The 17659-nt window shown below is 74.3% G+C and carries 16 protein-coding genes; 12 read left to right on the top strand and 4 right to left on the bottom strand.

Translation table 11 applies throughout. The annotated features are described in order from the left end of the window. Positions 1-161: 161 nt before the first annotated feature. The 3 genes from HJG45_RS26025 to HJG45_RS26015 all read right to left on the bottom strand — a co-directional run bounded on the left by HJG45_RS26025 (position 162) and on the right by HJG45_RS26015 (position 5010). Complete coding sequence (locus tag HJG45_RS26025) at positions 162-401, bottom strand: hypothetical protein (protein WP_171616573.1); 240 nt, start codon at positions 399-401, stop codon at positions 162-164. A gap of 238 nt (positions 402-639) precedes the next feature. Further along, on the bottom strand, positions 640-3819 hold the full coding sequence (locus HJG45_RS26020) for an efflux RND transporter permease subunit (protein ID WP_171616571.1): 3180 nt from the start codon (positions 3817-3819) through the stop codon (positions 640-642). 24 nt (positions 3820-3843) lie between these two features. After that, positions 3844-5010: an efflux RND transporter periplasmic adaptor subunit gene (locus HJG45_RS26015; RefSeq protein ID WP_171616569.1), complete on the bottom strand. Its 1167-nt coding sequence runs from the start codon at positions 5008-5010 to the stop codon at positions 3844-3846. A gap of 307 nt (positions 5011-5317) precedes the next feature. On the opposite strand from HJG45_RS26015, the gene HJG45_RS26010 reads away from it, so the two are divergent. Together HJG45_RS26010 and HJG45_RS26005 are read left to right on the top strand one after the other, a co-directional pair. Continuing rightward, on the top strand, positions 5318-5935 hold the full coding sequence (locus HJG45_RS26010; RefSeq protein ID WP_368040683.1) for a TetR/AcrR family transcriptional regulator: 618 nt from the start codon (positions 5318-5320) through the stop codon (positions 5933-5935). A gap of 8 nt (positions 5936-5943) precedes the next feature. After that, positions 5944-6855: a general secretion pathway protein GspK gene (locus HJG45_RS26005; protein ID WP_171616565.1), complete on the top strand. Its 912-nt coding sequence runs from the start codon at positions 5944-5946 to the stop codon at positions 6853-6855. Positions 6856-6890: 35 nt separating this feature from the next. Here the strand turns inward: HJG45_RS26005 and gspG are convergent, their stop codons facing one another. Beyond that, positions 6891-7337: a type II secretion system major pseudopilin GspG gene (gene gspG / locus HJG45_RS26000; RefSeq protein WP_408902038.1), complete on the bottom strand. Its 447-nt coding sequence runs from the start codon at positions 7335-7337 to the stop codon at positions 6891-6893. 226 nt (positions 7338-7563) lie between these two features. On the opposite strand from gspG, the gene HJG45_RS25995 reads away from it, so the two are divergent. The 10 genes from HJG45_RS25995 to HJG45_RS25950 all read left to right on the top strand — a co-directional run bounded on the left by HJG45_RS25995 (position 7564) and on the right by HJG45_RS25950 (position 17607). Continuing rightward, on the top strand, positions 7564-9255 hold the full coding sequence (locus tag HJG45_RS25995) for a GspE/PulE family protein (protein ID WP_171616563.1): 1692 nt from the start codon (positions 7564-7566) through the stop codon (positions 9253-9255). Beyond that, complete coding sequence (locus HJG45_RS25990) at positions 9255-10484, top strand: type II secretion system F family protein (protein ID WP_171616561.1); 1230 nt, start codon at positions 9255-9257, stop codon at positions 10482-10484. The genes HJG45_RS25995 and HJG45_RS25990 overlap by 1 nt, the downstream gene beginning before the upstream one ends. A gap of 5 nt (positions 10485-10489) precedes the next feature. After that, the gene (locus tag HJG45_RS25985) at positions 10490-11002 is read left to right on the top strand and encodes a GspH/FimT family pseudopilin (protein ID WP_171616587.1); all 513 of its coding nucleotides are present in this window, start codon (positions 10490-10492) and stop codon (positions 11000-11002) included. Further along, a complete protein-coding gene (locus HJG45_RS25980) occupies positions 10992-11375 on the top strand; it encodes a prepilin-type N-terminal cleavage/methylation domain-containing protein (RefSeq protein ID WP_171616559.1) in 384 nt (127 codons plus the stop codon). Before HJG45_RS25985 ends, HJG45_RS25980 begins: the two co-directional genes overlap by 11 nt. Beyond that, entirely contained in the window at positions 11372-11962 is a 591-nt protein-coding gene (locus HJG45_RS25975; RefSeq protein WP_171616557.1) for a prepilin-type N-terminal cleavage/methylation domain-containing protein, read from the top strand. Before HJG45_RS25980 ends, HJG45_RS25975 begins: the two co-directional genes overlap by 4 nt. Positions 11963-12147: 185 nt before the next feature. Next, on the top strand, positions 12148-13260 hold the full coding sequence (locus HJG45_RS25970) for a PilN domain-containing protein (protein ID WP_171616555.1): 1113 nt from the start codon (positions 12148-12150) through the stop codon (positions 13258-13260). Between the two features lies 1 nt (position 13261). Continuing rightward, on the top strand, positions 13262-13837 hold the full coding sequence (gspM, locus tag HJG45_RS25965) for a type II secretion system protein GspM (protein ID WP_171616553.1): 576 nt from the start codon (positions 13262-13264) through the stop codon (positions 13835-13837). Continuing rightward, positions 13834-14397: a hypothetical protein gene (locus HJG45_RS25960; protein WP_171616551.1), complete on the top strand. Its 564-nt coding sequence runs from the start codon at positions 13834-13836 to the stop codon at positions 14395-14397. The genes gspM and HJG45_RS25960 overlap by 4 nt, the downstream gene beginning before the upstream one ends. Before the next feature lie 203 nt (positions 14398-14600). Beyond that, positions 14601-16079, top strand: a complete 1479-nt coding sequence (locus HJG45_RS25955; protein ID WP_171616549.1) for an NAD-dependent succinate-semialdehyde dehydrogenase — start codon at positions 14601-14603, stop codon at positions 16077-16079. A 283-nt stretch (positions 16080-16362) separates the two neighbouring features. Further along, entirely contained in the window at positions 16363-17607 is a 1245-nt protein-coding gene (locus HJG45_RS25950; protein WP_171616547.1) for a YeeE/YedE family protein, read from the top strand. Positions 17608-17659: the final 52 nt, after the last annotated feature.

The raw sequence follows: 17659 nt of genomic DNA, 5'->3' as shown, positions 1-17659 counted from the left end.
GGCGGCAGCAGGAAGGCCTGATCGCGGCTGAACGGTATGAACCCTGTCATGCCGAACAGATTTGCCAATCTCAGGCCCGTTGGGAATCCGACAGGCTGCTAGCCTGTTGTTTTCAGAGCATCTTCACCCGTTCGAGTGTTTCCACTCGAACGGGATCTGCTCTAGCGCTTGCCGGAGGGGGCGGGCGTCTCCTCCTCGGCGGGTGGGCAGACGGTGACGCGGCCGCCCTGGGCGTGGAATTCGGCCACGAGGCGCGCCGCCTCGTCGTCGCTCGGCGCACCGCCTGCGCTGCGCGCCCGAGCGGCCTGGGCGGCGATGGTCTGGGCCCGGTCGAAACGCTCGCGCAAGGCCTGGCGGCGTGCCGAGGCCGCGGGGGAGGGGCTGGGGGTATCGTCGGTCATAGGGCTTGGATACCCCCTTGCCGCGCCGCACGCGCGTCACCTCATCGCCAGTGACGGGCCGGCGCCGCCAAAAGCTCCTGGCAAAGCCGTCGCTGCCCGTTGTCCTGCCGCGGCTTCGCCGCGGCAGGCTGTGACGGTCCTTGGGCGCGGCTTCGCCGCGGCAGGCTGTGACGGTTCCTGAGCAGGAGGCGGCTCCATGGGGCCCCCGCAAAGCCGCGAAGCGGTTTTGCGGGGAGTTCTAGGCCGGCCGCGGCTGTGTGGCCGCGGCCGCGGCCGGGCGCTGCCGGCGCGCCATGGCGCGCGCCACCACGTAGAAGACCGGCGTGAAGAGCAGGCCGAAGCCGGTCACGCCGAGCATGCCGGCGAAGACCGCGGTGCCGAGGCTCTGCCGCATCTCCGCCCCGGCCCCCATTGCCACCGCCAGCGGCAGCACGCCGAGGATGAAGGCGAGGGAGGTCATCAGGATCGGCCGCAACCGGGTCCGCGCCGCCGCCTCCGCCGCCTGCCAGCGGCTCATCCCCCCGGCCTCGGCGGCGCGGGCGAATTCCACGATCAGGATGGCGTTCTTCGCCGCCAGCCCGACCAGCACCACCAGCCCCACCTGCACCAGCACGTTGTTGTCGAGCCCGCGCCACAGCACCCCGGCCAGCGCCGCCAGCACCGACATCGGCGCGATCAGCACCACGGCGAGCGGCAGCAGCCAGCTCTCGTAGAGCGCGGCCAGCAGCAGGAAGACGAAGACCACGGCGAGGCCGAAGGCGATGGGCGCGGTGTTGCCCTGCGTCGTCTCCTGCAGCGCGATCTCGGTCCATTCATAGCCGAAGCCCTCCGGCAGGCGCTCGGCCAGCAGCGCCTGCATGGCGGCGATCGCCTGGCCGGTGGAGACGCCCGGCTTCGCCGCGCCCTGGATCTCCGCCGCCGGATAGAGGTTGTAGCGTGGCACGCGATAAGGGCCGGTATCGTCGCGGAAGCCCGCCAGGGCGCCGATCGGCACCATCTCGCCGCTGTCGTTCCTGGTGCGCAGCAGCGCCACGTCGCGCGGCGTCAGGCGCTGGCCCTCCTCGGCCTGCGCCGTCACCCGGTAGGTGCGGCCGAGGATGTTGAAATCGTTCACGAAGATCGAGCCGAGATAGACCGACAGCGCCTCCGAGACGCGGGCCAGCGGCACGCCCAGCATCTCCGCCTTGCTGCGGTCCACCTCGGTGCGCAGCATCGGCGTCGCGGTGTTGAACAGGGTGAAGGCCATGGCGATCTCGGGCAGCGCATTGGCGGCGCCGACGATCTCCCCCGTCACCCGTTCGAGCTCGCGCGCGCCGCGGCCGCTGCGGTCCTGAATATAGAGCTTGAAGCCGCCGCCTGTGCCGATGCCGGGCACCGAGGGCGGCGGGATGACCAGCGCCATCGCCTCGCGCTCCTCGCCGAGCCGCGCCTGCAGCGTGCCGATGATGTCGGCATAGGCGATATGCGCCGCGACGCGCTCCTCGAAGGGCTTGAGGCCGACGAAGATCACGCCGGTGTTCGGCGCGTTGGTGAAGGTGGCGCCGTCGAAGCCGACGAAGGCGACGGCGTCGCGCACGCCCGGCACCTGCAGCACCGTCTCCGAGGCGCGGCGGATCACCGCATCCGTCCGGTCCAGGGCGGCGCCCGGCGGCAGCTGGAAGGCGGCGATGAGGTAGCCGCGGTCGAGCGGCGGGATCAGACCGGTCGGCGTGCTCCGCACCGTCTGCCCGGTCAGCGCCAGCAACCCGGCATAGAGCACCAGCAGCAGCGCGGAGAGGCGCAGCAGCCGCCGCGTCAGCGCCCCGTAGCCGAGGGAGAGCGCCTCGAAGAGCCGGTTGAAGCCGCGGAAGAACAGGCCGAAGGGCGCCCAGAGCCAGGCCCGCCAGCCCGCCGCCGTGGCATGCGCATGCGGCCGCAGCAGCAGGGCGGCAAGCGCCGGCGAGAGGGTGAGCGAGACCAGCGCCGAGAGCAGCGTGGCGACGGCGATGGTCGCGGCGAATTGCCGGTAGAAGGCGCCGGCGATGCCGGCGATGAAGGCGGTCGGCACGAAGACGGCGCAGAGCACGAGGGCGATGGCGACCAGCGCGAAACCGACCTCATCCATGGTCCGCTCCGCCGCCTCTCGCGGCGCCATGCCCTCGGCCAGGTGCCGCTCGACATTCTCGACGACGACGATGGCGTCGTCGACGACGATGCCGATGGCGAGGATCAGCCCGAACATCGAGAGCGTGTTGAGCGAGAGGCCGAGCGCGGCCATGACGGCGAAGGTGCCGACGATGGAGACCGGGATCGCCAGCAGCGGGATGATCGCGGCCCGCCAGGATTGCAGGAACAGGATCACCACCAGCACCACCAGCAGCACCGCCTCGGCGAAGGTGTGCGCCACCGCCTCCATGGATTGCGCGATGAAGCGCGTCGGGTCGTAGACGACGCTGTAGGTGAGGCCGGCGGGGAAGGACTGCGCCAGCTCCTCCATGGTGCCGCGCACCGCCGCGGCGGTGGCGAGGGCGTTGGAGCCGGGGCGCTGGTAGATGACGATCGCGGTCGCCACCTTGTTGTTGAGATAGGCGTTGACCGTGTAGTCCTGGCTGCCGAGTTCGACCCGCGCCAGGTCGCGCACCCGCACCGGGGCGCCGCCGGCGCCGGTCGCCACCACGACCTCGCCGAACTGCTCCGGCGTGAGCAGCCGGCCGAGGGCCTGGATGTTGAGCTGGAAGGCCTCGCCGGCGCCGTTCCCCGTTGGCGGCTGGTTCAGCCCGCCCGCCGCGACCTGCAGGTTGGCGCGGCGCAGCGCCGCCACCACCTCGCCCGCCGTCAAGCCGCGCGCGGCCACCTTGGCCGGGTCGAGCCAGACCCGCATGGCATAGTCGCGGGCGCCGAAGACCTGGGCGTCGCCGACGCCGTCGAGCCGCGCCAGCCGGTCCTTCACGTTGATGGTGGCGTAATTCGAGATGTATTGCTGGTCGCGCGACCCGTCGGGCGAGAGCATGTGCACGACCATCAGCAGGTCGGGCGAGGCCTTGCGGACGACGAGGCCGAGGCGCTGCACCTCCTCCGGCAGGCGCGGCTGGGCGACCGCGACGCGGTTCTGCACCAGCACCTGCGCCTGGTCGACATCCGTGCCCTGGCGGAACGTGACGCTGATTGTCAGGCGGCCGTCGCCGGTCGCCTGGGAGGAGAGGTAGAGCATGTTGTCGACGCCGTTGATCTCCTGCTCGATCGGCGTCGCCACGGTTTCCGAGATCACCTGCGCCGAGGCGCCGGGATAGGTCGCCGTCACCGTCACGGTGGGCGGGGCGATGTCGGGATATTCGCTGATCGGCAGCCGGAAGCCGGCGATGGCGCCGATCAACGTGATGGCGATGGAGATCACCGCGGCGAAGACCGGCCGGGCGATGAAGAAGCGGGCGAGGCGCATGGCGCGGGCTCCGGCGGGGGCGACTCAGCGGCGCTCGGCGAATTGCGGTGGGGCGGGTTCGATGCGCCCCGGCTCGGCGGCCACCCGGCTGCCGGGCCGGGCGCGGTGCAGGCCGGCGATGACGATGCGGTCCTCCGGCGCCAGGCCGCTCCGCACCACGCGCAGCCCGTCGACGAGCGGGCCGAGCACCACCGGCTTCGGCACCACCGTGCCGTCCGCGGCGACGGCCAGCACCATGCGGGAGGCCTGGTCGGCGGCGATCGCGGCATCCGGCACCAGCAGCGCCCCGCCCTCGCCGGCCCAGAGGCGCAGCCGGGCGAAGCTGCCGGGCATCAGGAAGAGATCGGCATTGGGCAGCACGGCGCGGGCGCGCACCGTGCCGGAGCGCTGGTCGAGGGCGCTGTCGAGGAAGTCGAGCCGCCCCTCGTGCGAGAAGCCCTCCTCGTCGGCGAGGCGGAGCTGCACCGGCATGCGCCCCGGCTCGCGGTCGGAGGCGCGGCTGCCGCTGCGGGTCTGCCGCGCCAGCCGCAGGTAATCCGCCTCGCTCATGTCGAAGCTGGCATAGACCGGGTCGATGGCGAGGATGGTGGTGAGCAGCGTGCTGCCGGCCTGGACCAGGTTGCCGGCATCGACGCGGCGGTCGGAGACGCGGCCGGCGCGCGGCGCCCGCACCTCGGTCCAGGTCAGCTCGAGCTCGGCCTGGCGCAGCTGCGCCTGGGCGGCGGCGAGGGCGGCCTGGGCGTCGCGCTGGGCGGCGCGGCGGGTGTCGAGCTGCGCCTGCGGGGCGAAGCGGCCCTGCACCAGCGGGATGGTCCGCTCGATCTCCTGCTCGGCCAGGTCGAGCTTTGCCTGAGCCCGGGCCAGCTCGGCCCGCGCCGCCTCGACGGCGATGGCGAAGGGGCGGCGATCGATGGTGAAGAGCAACTCGCCCGCCTGGACCATCTGGCCGTCGCGGAAATGCAGCTGCTCGACCTGGCCGGAGACGCGCGGCCGCAGCTCGACCCGGGCGAAGGGCTCGAGCCGGGCGATGTGCTCGTCCCATTCCGTGACGCTCCGCTGCAGCGGCTGGGCGACGGTCACGGCGGGCGGGGCGGCCGGGGCCTGGGCCAGTGCGGCAGGCGGGAGCGCCAGCACGAAAGCGAGGGCGGTCAAGGCCTTGGGGAGGGAGGGCTTGCGAAGGAAGGGCGACATCGCCAATCTCCAGGGCCGGATGATACCGACCGGTTCGTCTCATTGATACGAACCGGTCGGTATCACCGCAAGCCCCGCCCTTCATCGCGATGCCGCGCGTGGGGCGGGCGGAACAATACCAGCGGCATGAATGATCCATTCATGCCGAGCGTCCGAACGGGCTTCGCCGGTCGCGCCGTGAGGCGCGCCTTGCGGTGCGACGCGGCGTAGCCAAGGTTTGCGGAGCAAGCCGCCGGGCGATTGAGGGAGCCGTCGATGTGCCAACATCGATGGCCGTTCGAACAGTTGCAGAGGCAGGAGGATGACCGTGTCCCAGGCGCATGACGTCCCGCCGCGCGACCCGCGCCCGGCGGCGCAGCGGGTGCGGGACGCCGCGAAGGAGCTGTTCTATCGCCAGGGCATCCGCGCCACCGGCGTGGAGGAGGTCTGCCGCGTCGCCGGCACGACGAAGATGAGCCTCTACCGGGCCTTCCCCTCGAAGGACGCGCTGGTGGAGGCGATCCTGCGCGAGGATTGCGAGGCGGCCGAATGCACCTATGGCGAGGCGCTGGGCGAGGCGGTGCCGCCGCGCGACCGGCCGCTCGCCTATATCCGCGCCGCCGCCGCCGTGCTGCGCCAGCCGGGCTTCCGCGGCTGCCCGATGGGCCTCGCCATCGCCGAATTCCCCGATCCCGAGCATCCCGCGCGCAAGGTGGCGGATGCGCAGAAGCGCGCCGCGCGCGCGCGCCTGCAACGCCTCTGCGCCGAGGCGGGCGCCGAGGGCGCCGACCGCCTCGGCGATACGCTGCTGCTGCTGCTGGAAGGCGCCTTCGCCGCGGCGCCCTATCTCGGCGCCGAGGAGGCCGCGGCGGCGCTCGAGGCCGCGGCCGAGCGGGCCATCGCGGCCGGGCCGGCGGCCGGCGCATCGGGCGCGCGCGGCGGCTGACCGGCGGGATGCGCGACGGGCCAATCCGGGATGGGCCAATCCGGGATGGGCCGCAGCGGGACGGCCAGGGGCGGAACGGGCAGGGGCGGAACGGGCAGGGGCGGCGACAGGGTGTCGGCCGGGTCGATCGCGGCTTCGCGCTGCTCATCGTCCTCTGGTCGATCGCGCTGCTGGCGCTGGTCGGCGCGCATGTCACCGGCACCGGCCGCACCGAGGCACAACTCGCCGGCAACCTGCGCTCCGCCGCGCGGGCGGAAGCCGCGGCCGATGGCCTGCTCTACGAGGCGATCTTCCACCTGCTGCTGCCCGCGCCCGGCGGCTGGCCGGCCGATGGCATCCCGCGCGAGATCGCCCTGCCGGGCCGGATCGGCGCCACGCTGCTAATCGAGAGCGAGCAGGGGAAGCTGAACCCGAACCTCGCCACGGCCGGGCAATTGCAGGCGTTGCTGCAGGGCCTCGGCCTGGCGCCGCGCCCGGCCATGGCGCTCGCCGCCGCCATCCTGGATTGGCGCACCGCCGCGCGCACGGCGCGGCCGAACGGCGCGAAGGAGGCCGAGTATCGCGCGGCGGGCCTCGGCTACGCGCCGCCGGGGCGGCCTTTCGAGAGCCTCGACGAAATGCAGCTCGTCCTCGGCATGACACCGGAGCTGCTGGCGCGGCTCAAGCCCGTGCTGTCCATCTACCAGGATGGCGAGCCGGATCTCCGCATCGCGCCAGCGGCGGTCATCCAGGCGATGCAGGACTCCGGCGCCGAGCTGGAGGCGGCGCCGGATCCGGGCACGGCCCCGACGGTGCTCATCACCGCGGCGGTCCGCCTGCCGGATGGCGCGGCCTTCACCCGGCAGGCGCATGTGCGGCTCGGCCCCGGCGCGCAGGGCCGCGCCTGGCGAATTTTGACCTGGCAGACGCCCGAGGAGTGAGAGTGGCCAGCCCCCCGGCCGTCCGGCAAGCGGCTTCAGTTGCAGATCATGCCCTCGCCGGCGGCATCGCCTACCTGCGCCGTTGGGCCGCGCGAGCAGAGATCGTAGTCGCGGCCGGGGCGGCTCGCCGGGTAGCGGTAGAGATAGGGGTGGTTCCAGGGATCGGCGAGCGGTCCCTGGTCCGCCTTCAGGTAGGGCCCGTTCCAGACCGTGGCGCCGGCGGGGCGGGTGACCAGCGCCTGCAATCCCTGCTCCGTGGTCGGGTAATCGCCCATGTCGAGCCGGTAGAGGTCGAGCACCCCGCCGAGGCGCTGGATCGACTGCTTCGCCAGCGAGGTCTTCGCCCCGCCGAGCTGCCGCATCGCGGCCGGCGCCACCAGCCCGACCAGCAGGCCGAGGATGGCGACGACGACCAGGATCTCGAGCAGGGTGAAGCCGGCCTGGCCGCTCGCTCCCCGCATCCTCGGGCTCGTGTTCCGCACGCTGTCTCTCCGAAGGGCCGCCGGCCGGTGCAGCCTCGCCGATCCCGCCATGGCCAAGCCGGCATCGCATCGTCGCGTCCCAGGCGCCGCTGCCCCCTTGCGCGCTTTGTATTGCATATACGATCCTAATCCGATGCTGATCCGGCGGAAACCCCAGGAGGCTGAACCCCCGGAGGCGGGCCCTCGGGAGGCCGGAGCCGGGCCCGGCGCCGCGGCGGGCCGGCCGATGCCGGGATCGGCCGAGGTGCTGGACGCCCTGGCGACCCTCCTGGTCGCCCGCGGCCATTGCGAGCCCCGCAGCATCGAGCGCGCCCGGCGCATCTCGGCCGAATCCGGCCAGCGCCTCGACGCCGTGCTCATGCATCTCGGCCTGGTCACGGAGCGCGGGCTGGCCGAGGCCCATGCCGCCCTGCTCGGCCGCCCGCTCGCGGGGGCCGGCCGCTACCCGGCGGAGCCGATCCTGCCCGAGCGGCTCGCGGCGCGCTTCCTGCGGCAGGCGCGCGCCCTGCCGGTGGCCCGCGAGGGCGGGGTGCTGACGGTCGCCCTCGCCGATCCGCTGGACGCCTTCACGCCGGCCGCCATCGCCGCCGCGACCGGCCTGTCGGTGCAGGTCGAGATCGCCCTGCCGATCGAGCTCGAAGCCGCCCTCGACCGCCTGTATCCAAGCGTCGAGACGGGGGAGGCGGCGGCCCCGGCGCAGGCCGAGCCGCTGGAGGAGGATGCGGAGCGGCTGCGCGACCTCGCCTCGGAAGCGCCTGTCATCCGCCTGGTCAACCAGATGATCTCCCGCGCGGTCGAGAGCGGCGCCTCCGACATCCATGTCGAGCCCTTCGAGGACCGGCTGCGCATCCGCTGCCGCTACGACGGCGTGCTGCAGGTGGTGGACACCCAGCCGGCGCATCTGGCGGCCGCCATCATCTCCCGCCTCAAGATCATGGCGCGGCTCGACATCGCCGAGCGGCGCTTGCCGCAGGACGGGCGCATCCGCCTCGCGGTGCGCGGGCAGGAGGTGGATTTCCGTCTCTCCACCGTGCCCTCGCTGCATGCCGAGACGGTGGTGCTGCGCGTGCTGGACCAGAGCGCGATCGAGTTCGACTACGCCCAGCTCGGCCTGCCGGCGCGGGTGGTTGAGCGGCTGAGCGCCGCCCTCGCCCTGCCGAACGGCATCGTGCTGGTGACCGGGCCGGTCGGCAGTGGCAAGACGACGACGCTCTACACGGCGCTGCTCGGCCTGAATGCCGAGAGCCGCAAGATCATCACCATCGAGGACCCGATCGAGTACCGCCTGCCCGGCATCACCCAGATCCAGGTGAAGCCGCAGATCGGGCTCAGCTTCGCCTCGCTGCTGCGCAACATCGTGCGGCAGGACCCGAACATCGTGATGGTCGGCGAGATCCGCGACCTGGAGACGGCCGAGACCGCCGTCACCGCGGCGCTGGCGGGCCGGCTGGTCCTCTCGACGCTGCACACCAACTCGGCGGCGGCCAGCATCCCGCGCCTGCGCGACATGGGGCTGGAGGACTACCTGATCGCCTCGGTCCTGCGCGGCGTGCTGGCGCAGCGCCTGGTGCGCCGGCTCTGCCCGCATTGCCGCCGGCCGGCGGAGGCGCCGGCGGCGCTGGTCGCGGAGTTCGGCCTCGACCGCCGGCCGGGCTGGCAGGGGCCGCGGCTCTGGCAGCCGGTCGGCTGCGCGCGCTGCCGCAACACCGGCTTCCGCGGCCGGCTGGCGATCGCCGAATTCCTGGCCCTGGACGCCAATCTCGAACGGCTGGTCTTCTCGCGCGCCGATCATGGCGAGATCGAGCGCGCCGGCATCGCCGGCGGCATGGTGACGATGCTGCAGAACGGGCTCGACGCCGCGCTCGCCGGCACCACGACGATCGACGAAGTGCTACTGAGCGTCCGCGCGGAGGCCTGATGCCCGGCTTCCGCTACCTCGCCATCGCCGCCGACGGCAGCCTGATCCGCGGCCGCATGGAGGCAGCGAGCGAGGCGGCGGTGGTGGAGCAGCTGCGACGCCAGGGCAGCCTGCCGATGCGGACGGAGCCGGATGCCGGGGGGCGGTCGGTCCTCGACTGGCTGCGGAGCGCGGAGCTCGGCCCCGGCCGCGCCGGGCTCGGCCGGCAGGCGCTGGCCGAGATGACGCGGGAGCTCGCGGTGATGCTCGCCGCCGGGCAGGATCTCGACCATGCGCTGCTCTTCCTGGTGGAGACCGCCGGCAGCGCCCGGCTGCGCCGCGTCGTTCAGCGCGTGCGCGACGCGGTGCGGGACGGCAGCCCGCTCGCCGGCGCGCTGGCGCAGCAGCCGCACAGCTTCCCGCCGCTCTATGTGAGCCTGGTGCGGGCCGGGGAGGCGGGCGGGACGCTGCCGGCGACCCTCGCCGGCCTCGCCACGCATCTCGAGCGCCAGCGCTCGCTCGAGGCCGCGATCCGCTCGGCCCTGATCTATCCGGGCCTGCTGGTGGCCGCCTCCATCGGCTCGGTCGCCATCCTGCTCACCCGGGTGCTGCCGCAATTCGTGCCGCTCTTCGAGCAGAGCGGGGCGGCCCTGCCGGCGCCGACGCGGATGCTGCTGGCGCTTGGGGAGGCGGTCTCGGCCTATGGCGCGGTCGCGCTGCTGCTGTGCGGCCTGCTCTTCCTCGGCCTGCGGCAGCTATTGCGCCTGCCGGGCCCGCGCCTCGCGGCGGACCGGCTGCTGCTGCGCCTCCCGGTCATCGGCGCCCTGGCGCGCGAGGCGCTGGCGGCGCGCTTCGCCCGGACGCTCGGGACGCTGCTGCTGAACGGCGTCCCGCTCGACGCCGCGCTCGGCATGGTCCGCGACACGCTCGGCAACCGCGCCGCGATGGCCGCGGTGCAGGCGGCGACGGCGAGCGCCAAGGACGGCGCCGGGCTCGCCGGGGCGCTGGGCAAGGCGGATGTGTTCCCGGTCCGCACCGTGCACCTGCTGCGCCTCGGCGAGGAGACGGCGCAGCTCGGCCCCATGGGGCTGCACGCCGCCGAGATCCACGAGGAGCGCGCGCGGATCGGCCTGCAGCGCCTGGTGGCGCTGCTGACGCCGGCCATCACGGTGATCATGGGCGCGCTGGTCGCCGGCATCGTCTCGGCCATGCTGCTGGCCATGCTCAGCCTGAACGACATGGCGGGATAGCCGCCATGCGGGCCAACCGGGCCGGGGCTCCGCTCGGCGCCGCGCCGCGCGCGGGCGGCTTCACGCTGCTGGAGATCCTCGTGGTGCTCGCCGTGCTGGGCCTCGCCCTCGGAATCCTGGCGCTGCGCGGCCCGTCGCGCGTCGCGGCGCTCGAGCTGCGGAGCGCCGCGGGGGAGCTGGCGCAGGGCCTGCGCCTCGCGCGCGCCCGGGCCATCGCCTCCAACCGGCCGGTCGCGCTGGCCCTCGATGTCGGGCGCCGGCGCTGGTGGATCGAGGGGCGGCCGGAGCGCCCGCTGCCGGCGAACCTCGTCGTCTCGCTCCGCCTCGCCGGCCCCGGTGCCGCGGCCGGGCGCGGCGGCGTGATCCGCTTCGCGCCCGATGGCAGCTCCACGGGCGGCTGGCTGGAGCTCAGCGACGGCCGGCGCCGCATGCAGCTCGGCGTCGATGGCTGGAGCGGCCGGGTGACGTTGTCGGAAGCGCCGGGGTTGGAGCATCCGGGCGGGGCCGATGCGCGCTGACCGCGAGGCGGGCCTCACCCTGATCGAGGCGCTGGTCGCCTTCGCCATCGCGGCGGCGGCGCTCGCCGCGCTGGTGCAGGGGGTGCTGACCGGGCTGCGCACGACCCAGGCGGCGGCGCGCAGCGAGGCGGCGCTGGCGCATGCGCAGTCGCGCCTCGCGGCCCTGGACGGCGCGCCGCTCACCGCCCGCGACCAGGGCGGCGAGGATGGCAACGGCTTCGCCTGGCACACGCGCGTCGTGCCGGCGGCGGTCGCCGAGGGCGCCACGCTCTATGCCGTCACGGTCTCGGTCGGCTGGATGGATGGCGGCGTGCGGCGCGAGGTTCGGCTCGAGACCAGGCGGATCGGCCCCGCCGCCGGGGCGGGGCGATGAGGCGGCCGGCGGGCTTCACCCTGCTCGAGATCCTGGTGGCGCTGGCGGTGCTCGGCTTCCTCCTGCTCGGCCTGACGCAGGGCGCGCGGTTCGGCCTCGCCGCCTGGGACAGCCAGGCCCGGCTGCTCGACCGGACCGGCGACCTGCAGGTGGCCGACCGGACCCTGCGCCGCATCCTCTCGCGGCTGGTGCCGCTCGATGACGACCGCCGGCCCGGCCTGCGCGGCGCGGCGCATCGCCTCGAAGCGGTGACCGAGCTGCCGGCCATGGCGGCGGCGCCGACACGCCAGGCCGTGGTGACGCTCGGCCTCGACGAGGCGGGGCGCCTGATGCTGCGCTGGACGCCCTACCTGCATGCCCGCTGGCTCGGCCCGCCCCCGACGCCGCAGGCGAGCGAGCTGCTGCGCGGCGTCGAGGGGCTCGACATCGCCTATTGGCCCGGCGCGCCCGGCGGCGGCTGGGTCGCGAGCTGGGCGAGCCCGGACCTGCCCGCGCTCCTGCGCATCCGCATCCTCTTCAGCCGCGAGGACGGGCGGCGCTGGCCGGACATCATCGTCGCGCCGAAGCGCGAGAGGCCGGATGATTAGGCAGGCTCCGGTCACGGACCGGCCTTTGGCACGCATCGGTGAGCTTCGCCGCGCCGCCAGGAACCCTATCCTCCTGCCCCAGGGCGCACCCGTCTGGGCACGGGAGCGGTGAGGGAGGCGGCGCCGATGCGAGGTCGATGGCAAGTCCGGCGCTCCGTGTCGCGCCGGCCGGCAGGCGTAGCGGGATGTCCGGCCTGATGCTCGGCGATCTGCTCTCCTGGTGGCTCGCGCAGATGCGGTCGCTGCTGCCGGCCCGGCTGCGCGCCGGCGGGCAGCCGCCGGATGCGCTGCTGGTGACCTTGCCCACCCCCGGATCCACCCCCGGATCCACCCCCGGATCCACCCCCGACGGGGCCGAGGTCGAGATCGCCCGCCGCCGTCGCGGCCGGGAGACCCCCCTCGGCCGGTTCGACCTGGCGGCGGCATCGCCGGCCGGCATGGCGACGCTGCGCCGCGGGGCGCGCCGCATCCTGCTGCGGCCGCCCCTGGGCATGCTGCTGGAGCGGGAGGTGATCCTGCCGGCGGCGGCGCAGCGCGATCCCGCCGGCGTGCTGCGCTACGAGCTCGACCGGCTCACGCCCTTCGCCCCGGAGGAGGTGTTCTGGAACTGGCGGCGGGAGGGGCGCGACCTGTCCCAGGGCCTGCGGCTGCGCCTCGCGCTGCTGCCGAAGGCGGCGCTGCTCGGCACGATCGAGCGGCTGCGGCAGGCCGGGCTGCCGCCCGGCGGGATCGAGGTCGGCGATTCCCGCGGCGCCGTTCTCGCCCTGCCGCTCGGTGCCGCGCCAAGCCCCACGGGCGGCCCCGCGGGCGGTGCTGGCTTCGACCGCCGCGAGGCCTGGCGCCGCCGGGCGCTGCTGGCCTCCGGGATCGCCTGCGGCGGCCTCGCCGTCGCCGCCATCGCGCTGCCCTTCCTGCTGCAATCGCTGGCCCTCTCCGCGGCGGAGCGGCACATCCGCGCGCTGCAGCCTGAGGTGACGGAGGCCGAGGCGCTGCGCCGGCGGATCGCCGAGGCCAAGGGCGGCCAGGACGCCGTCGCGGCCGAGCGGGCGCGGGTCGGGGATGCGTTGCGCGTGCTCGCCACGCTGACGGAGATCCTGCCCGACGACACCTGGCTGACCGAGTTGACCCTGCGGCAGCGCAAGCTCACCATCGCGGGCCGTTCCGCCGGGGCGGCGCGGCTGATCGGCCTGCTCTCGGCCGATCCCACCATCCGCGACACCGTCTTCGTCGCGCCCGTCACCCGGCAGGAGGGCGGCGGGGCGGACCTGTTTTCGATCCGCGCGGAGATCGGGATGTAGCATGGGCCCGCTCGATCTCCCGACCGGCCGTCGCGGCCAGCTCCTCGCGCTCGGCCTCGCTGTTGCGGTGCTCGGCGCCGGCTGGGCCGGGTTGGTGGCGCCGCTGCTCGACTGGCATGCCGAGCGGGCGGAGCAGGTGCAGGCGCGCCGGTCGGTGGCTCGGCGGATGGCGGAGATCGCCGAGACCCTGCCCGCGCTGCGCGACCAGGCGCGGCTGGTCGCCGCCCCGGACCGCACGGCGGCGATCCCGGCGCTGGGCGGCGCCAGCGACGCGATCGCCGCCGCGACCCTGCAGGGCCGGCTGCAGGACATGGCGCTGCGCGCCGGCGCGCCGCTGCGCAGCGCCGAGGCCTTGCCCGGCCAGGCGGCCGGCGCCTGGCGCCGCATCGGCCTGCGCGTATCGGTGCAGGCCCCCTGGCCCGGCATCGTCCGGCTGCTGCAGGCGGTGGGCGGCGCCACGCCGCGCATGCTGGTCGACGACCTGCAGCTCCGCGCCGCGCCGCCGTCGCGCAGCGGGCCGCGGCCGATGGAGGCCTCCTTCACCGTCTTCGCCTTCCGCGCCGAGGCGCCGCGATGAGCCGGTCCGCCTTCGCGCTGCTCGGCCTCGGCGCCGCCGCCTGCGCGGCGGCCATCGCCGTCCAGCTCGGCGATCCCGGTGGCGATGCGGTGACGAGCGGGGCCTCGGCGGCGGCGGTCGCGCTCTGGCGGCCCGCCCCCGCGGTGCCGACCCCGCCGCCGCCTGACCGCTCCGCCGACTGGGCGGCGACGGCGCTGGCGCGGCCCCTCTTCGCCGCCGACCGGCGTCCGGTGGCGGAGCCGCCGGCCGCGATGGCCGCTGCCGGGGCCGAGCTGCCGCGCCTGTCCGGCGTGCTGATCTCCCCCGCCGGGCGCGTGGCGATCTTCGCCGGGGCCGAGGGCGGGAAGCCGCTGGTCCTGCAGGTCGGCGACCGGCTGGGCGGCTTCGAGGTGCGGGCGATCCTGACCGGCGAGGTCACGTTGGCCAGCGCGGAGGGCGAGCGGGTCCTGCGGCCGAGCTTCGATGCGCATGCCAGCCCGCCGGCCCGACCGGGGACGCCCGCCGCCGGCGGGCCGCGGCTGCCGTTGCCGGCCCAGCGGCCCGGGGCGCCCGCGCGGTGAGCGCGCCGACGCAACGGCCGGCCGAGGCCTTCGGGATGCTGTGTTTCCGCGCGGGCGGCCGGCAACATCCCCCGACCGGGGGCGTTGCCCCCTGCCAGCGGCTGGCGCGCCGGACGCCCTGGCGCGGCCTCCTCGCGGAGCCGCCCTGACAGGGGCGTTGTGCCGGCCTATCCTGCCGCCCACCAAGGGAAGGAGACCGGCCCATGCTGGACGCCGTCGCACGCCTGCCGCTGAAGGACCCCGAGCTCTTCCGTCAGGCCAATTGCATCAACGGGGAATGGGTTCAGGCCGATAGCGGCAAGACCCTCGAGGTCCGCAATCCCTCGACCGGCGAGCTGATCGGCCGCGTCCCCGCCATGGGCGCCGCCGAGACCCGCCGCGCCATCGAGGCGGCGCACAAGGCGCAGGGCGGCTGGCGGGCCATGCTGGCCAAGGACCGCGCCGCGATCCTGCGCAAGCTCTTCGACCTCATGCTCGCCAATACCGACGACCTGGCGGCGATCATGACCGCCGAGCAGGGCAAGCCGCTGGCCGAGAGCAAGGGCGAGATCGCCTATGCCGCCTCCTTCATCGAGTGGTTCGCCGAGGAGGGGAAGCGGGTCTATGGCGACACCATCCCGCAGAATGCCAAGGGCCGGCGCATCATCGTCCAGAAGGAGCCGATCGGCGTCTTCGCCGCGATCACGCCGTGGAACTTCCCGGCCGCGATGATTACCCGGAAGACCGGGCCGGGCTGGGCCGCGGGCTGCACCGGCGTCATCCGCCCGGCGTCGCAGACTCCCTTCTCGGCGCTCGCCATCGCCGTGCTGGCCGAGCGGGCCGGCATGCCGCCCGGCGTCTGCAACGTCATCACCGGCCCCAGCGGCGAGACCGGCAAGGAGCTGACCGGCAACCCGCTGGTCCGCAAGCTGACCTTCACGGGCAGCACGGATGTCGGCCGCGTGCTGCTGGCGCAATGCGCGCCCACCATCAAGAAGACCTCGATGGAGCTCGGCGGCAACGCTCCCTTCATCGTCTTCGACGATGCCGATCTGGACGCCGCGGTGCAGGGGGCGATGGCCTCGAAGTACCGCAACACCGGCCAGACCTGCGTCTGCGCCAACCGCATCCTGGTCCAGGACGGGGTCTACGACGCCTTCGCCGCCAAGCTGAAGGCGGCGGTCGAGGCGCTGAAGGTCGGCGACGGCATGGAGCCGGGCGTGACCCAGGGGCCGCTGATCAACGCCGATGCGGTGAAGAAGGTGGAGGAGCACGTCTCCGACGCCCTCGCCAAGGGGGCGAGCGTCGTCACGGGTGGCAAGCGGCACCCGCGCGGCGGCAATTTCTACGAGCCGACGGTGCTCGCCAACGTCCCGGACAACGCGCTGATGTTCCGCGAGGAGACCTTCGGCCCGGTCGCGCCACTCTTCCGCTTCAAGACGGAGGAGGAGGCGATCGCGCTGGCCAACGACACGCCCTTCGGCCTCGCCGCCTATTTCTACGCCCGCGATGTCGGCCGCATCTTCCGGGTGGCCGAGGCGCTGGAGAGCGGCATCATCGGCATCAATGAGGGGCTGATCAGCACCGAGGTGGCGCCCTTCGGCGGCGTGAAGGAGAGCGGCCTCGGCCGCGAGGGCAGCCATTACGGCATCGACGAGTATCTCGAGGTGAAGTACCTCGCCCTCGGCGGCATCGGCACTTGACGTTCATGGCCCCCAGGCGCCGGGCGCGAACCTTCGGTTCGCTTGGCTACGCGACGTAAGTCGCGGGTCCCGCTCGGGGCCTCGGACCGGTCAGGAGACCGGTCCGCTGGCATAGCGATAATCCGATATGGGGGCGTGGTTCACAGCCATGCTCCCAATCGATGTCGGGGTTACGCCTGACGCGCGTGGTTCTGCGGTGAAACGCGCGGTCCGGCGGCGTACATGACCGATCCAGCACTGCCGGCCCACCGGCACACCCCTCGGATCGGGAGACGTCTCCGGCATGTCCGCCACCACCCTCACCGCCTTGCCCGCCGTCGCACGGGCCGGCGGCATCCAGCGTCCGGCCGCGCTCGGGGCCGCGGCCCTGCTCGCGCTCGGCGCCCTCGGCATCGGCCAGGCGGTGGGGTCGCGCCAGGCCGCGCTCTACCTGCTCGGCGCGGCGCTCGGCCTTGTCCTCTACCATGCCGCCTTCGGCTTCACCTCGGCCTGGCGGGTCTTCATCGCCGACCGGCGCGGCGAGGGGCTGCGCGCCCAGATGGCGATGCTCGCCATCGCCGTGCTGCTCTTCTTCCCGGCGCTCGCCGCCGGGCAGTTCTTCGGCCAGCCGGTCGCCGGCAATGTCTCGCCCATCGGCGTCTCGCTGCTGGTCGGCGCCTTCCTCTTCGGCATCGGCATGCAGATCGGCGGCGGCTGCGCCTCCGGCACGCTCTACACGGTGGGCGGCGGCTCGGTGCGGATGCTGCTGACGCTGGCCGCCTTCATCGCCGGCTCGGCCATCGGCGCGGCGCATTTCCACTGGTGGCAGGCGCAGTGGCACCTGGCGCCGGTTTCCTTGGTGAAGGCCTGGGGCGTCGGCCCGGCCCTCGCGGCCAATCTCGCCCTGTTCGGCCTGATCGCCGGCGGCACGCTCTGGCTGGAGCGGCGGCGGCATGGCGCAGCGGCTCCTGCCCGGCCGGTGCCCCCCTTGGCGCCACGGCAGGGCCTGGCGCGGCTGCTGTGCGGCCCCTGGCCGGTGCTCGCCGGGGCGGTGGCGCTGGCGCTGCTGAACTTCGCCACCCTGGCGCTGGCGGGAAAGCCCTGGGGCATCACCTCCGCCTTCGCCCTCTGGGGCTCCAAGGCGGCGCTGGCGCTCGGCATCGATGCCGCCGCCTGGCCCTACTGGCAGGCCCCGGCGGCCCGGGCGGCGCTCGAGGGCAGCGTGCTGCGCGACGTCACCTCGGTGATGGATGTCGGCATCGTCCTCGGCGCCCTGCTCGCCGCCGCCCTGGCCGGCCGCTTCTCCCCCGGCCTGCGGGTGCCGCTGCGCTCGGCGCTGGCGGCGGTGATCGGCGGTCTGATGCTCGGCTACGGCGCCCGGCTGGCCTATGGCTGCAACATCGGCGCCTATTTCTCCGGCATCGCCTCGGGCAGCCTGCATGGCTGGGTCTGGATGGCCATGGCCTTCGCCGGCAGCGTCATCGGCACCCGGCTGCGGCCGCTCTTCGGCCTCGAGGTCGAGCGGACGCCGCGCCAGACCGGGTGCTGAGGCCGGCTGCCGGAGAAGGACTGCCGAGCGCCGGCCGCATCGCTGCCGGGAC

The organism is Roseicella sp. DB1501, from assembly GCF_013112485.1.
Taxonomy (GTDB): Bacteria; Pseudomonadota; Alphaproteobacteria; order Acetobacterales; family Acetobacteraceae; genus Paracraurococcus.
The sequence above is the reverse complement of the archived record's forward strand: the minus strand, read 5'-3'. Positions and strand labels throughout refer to the sequence as shown.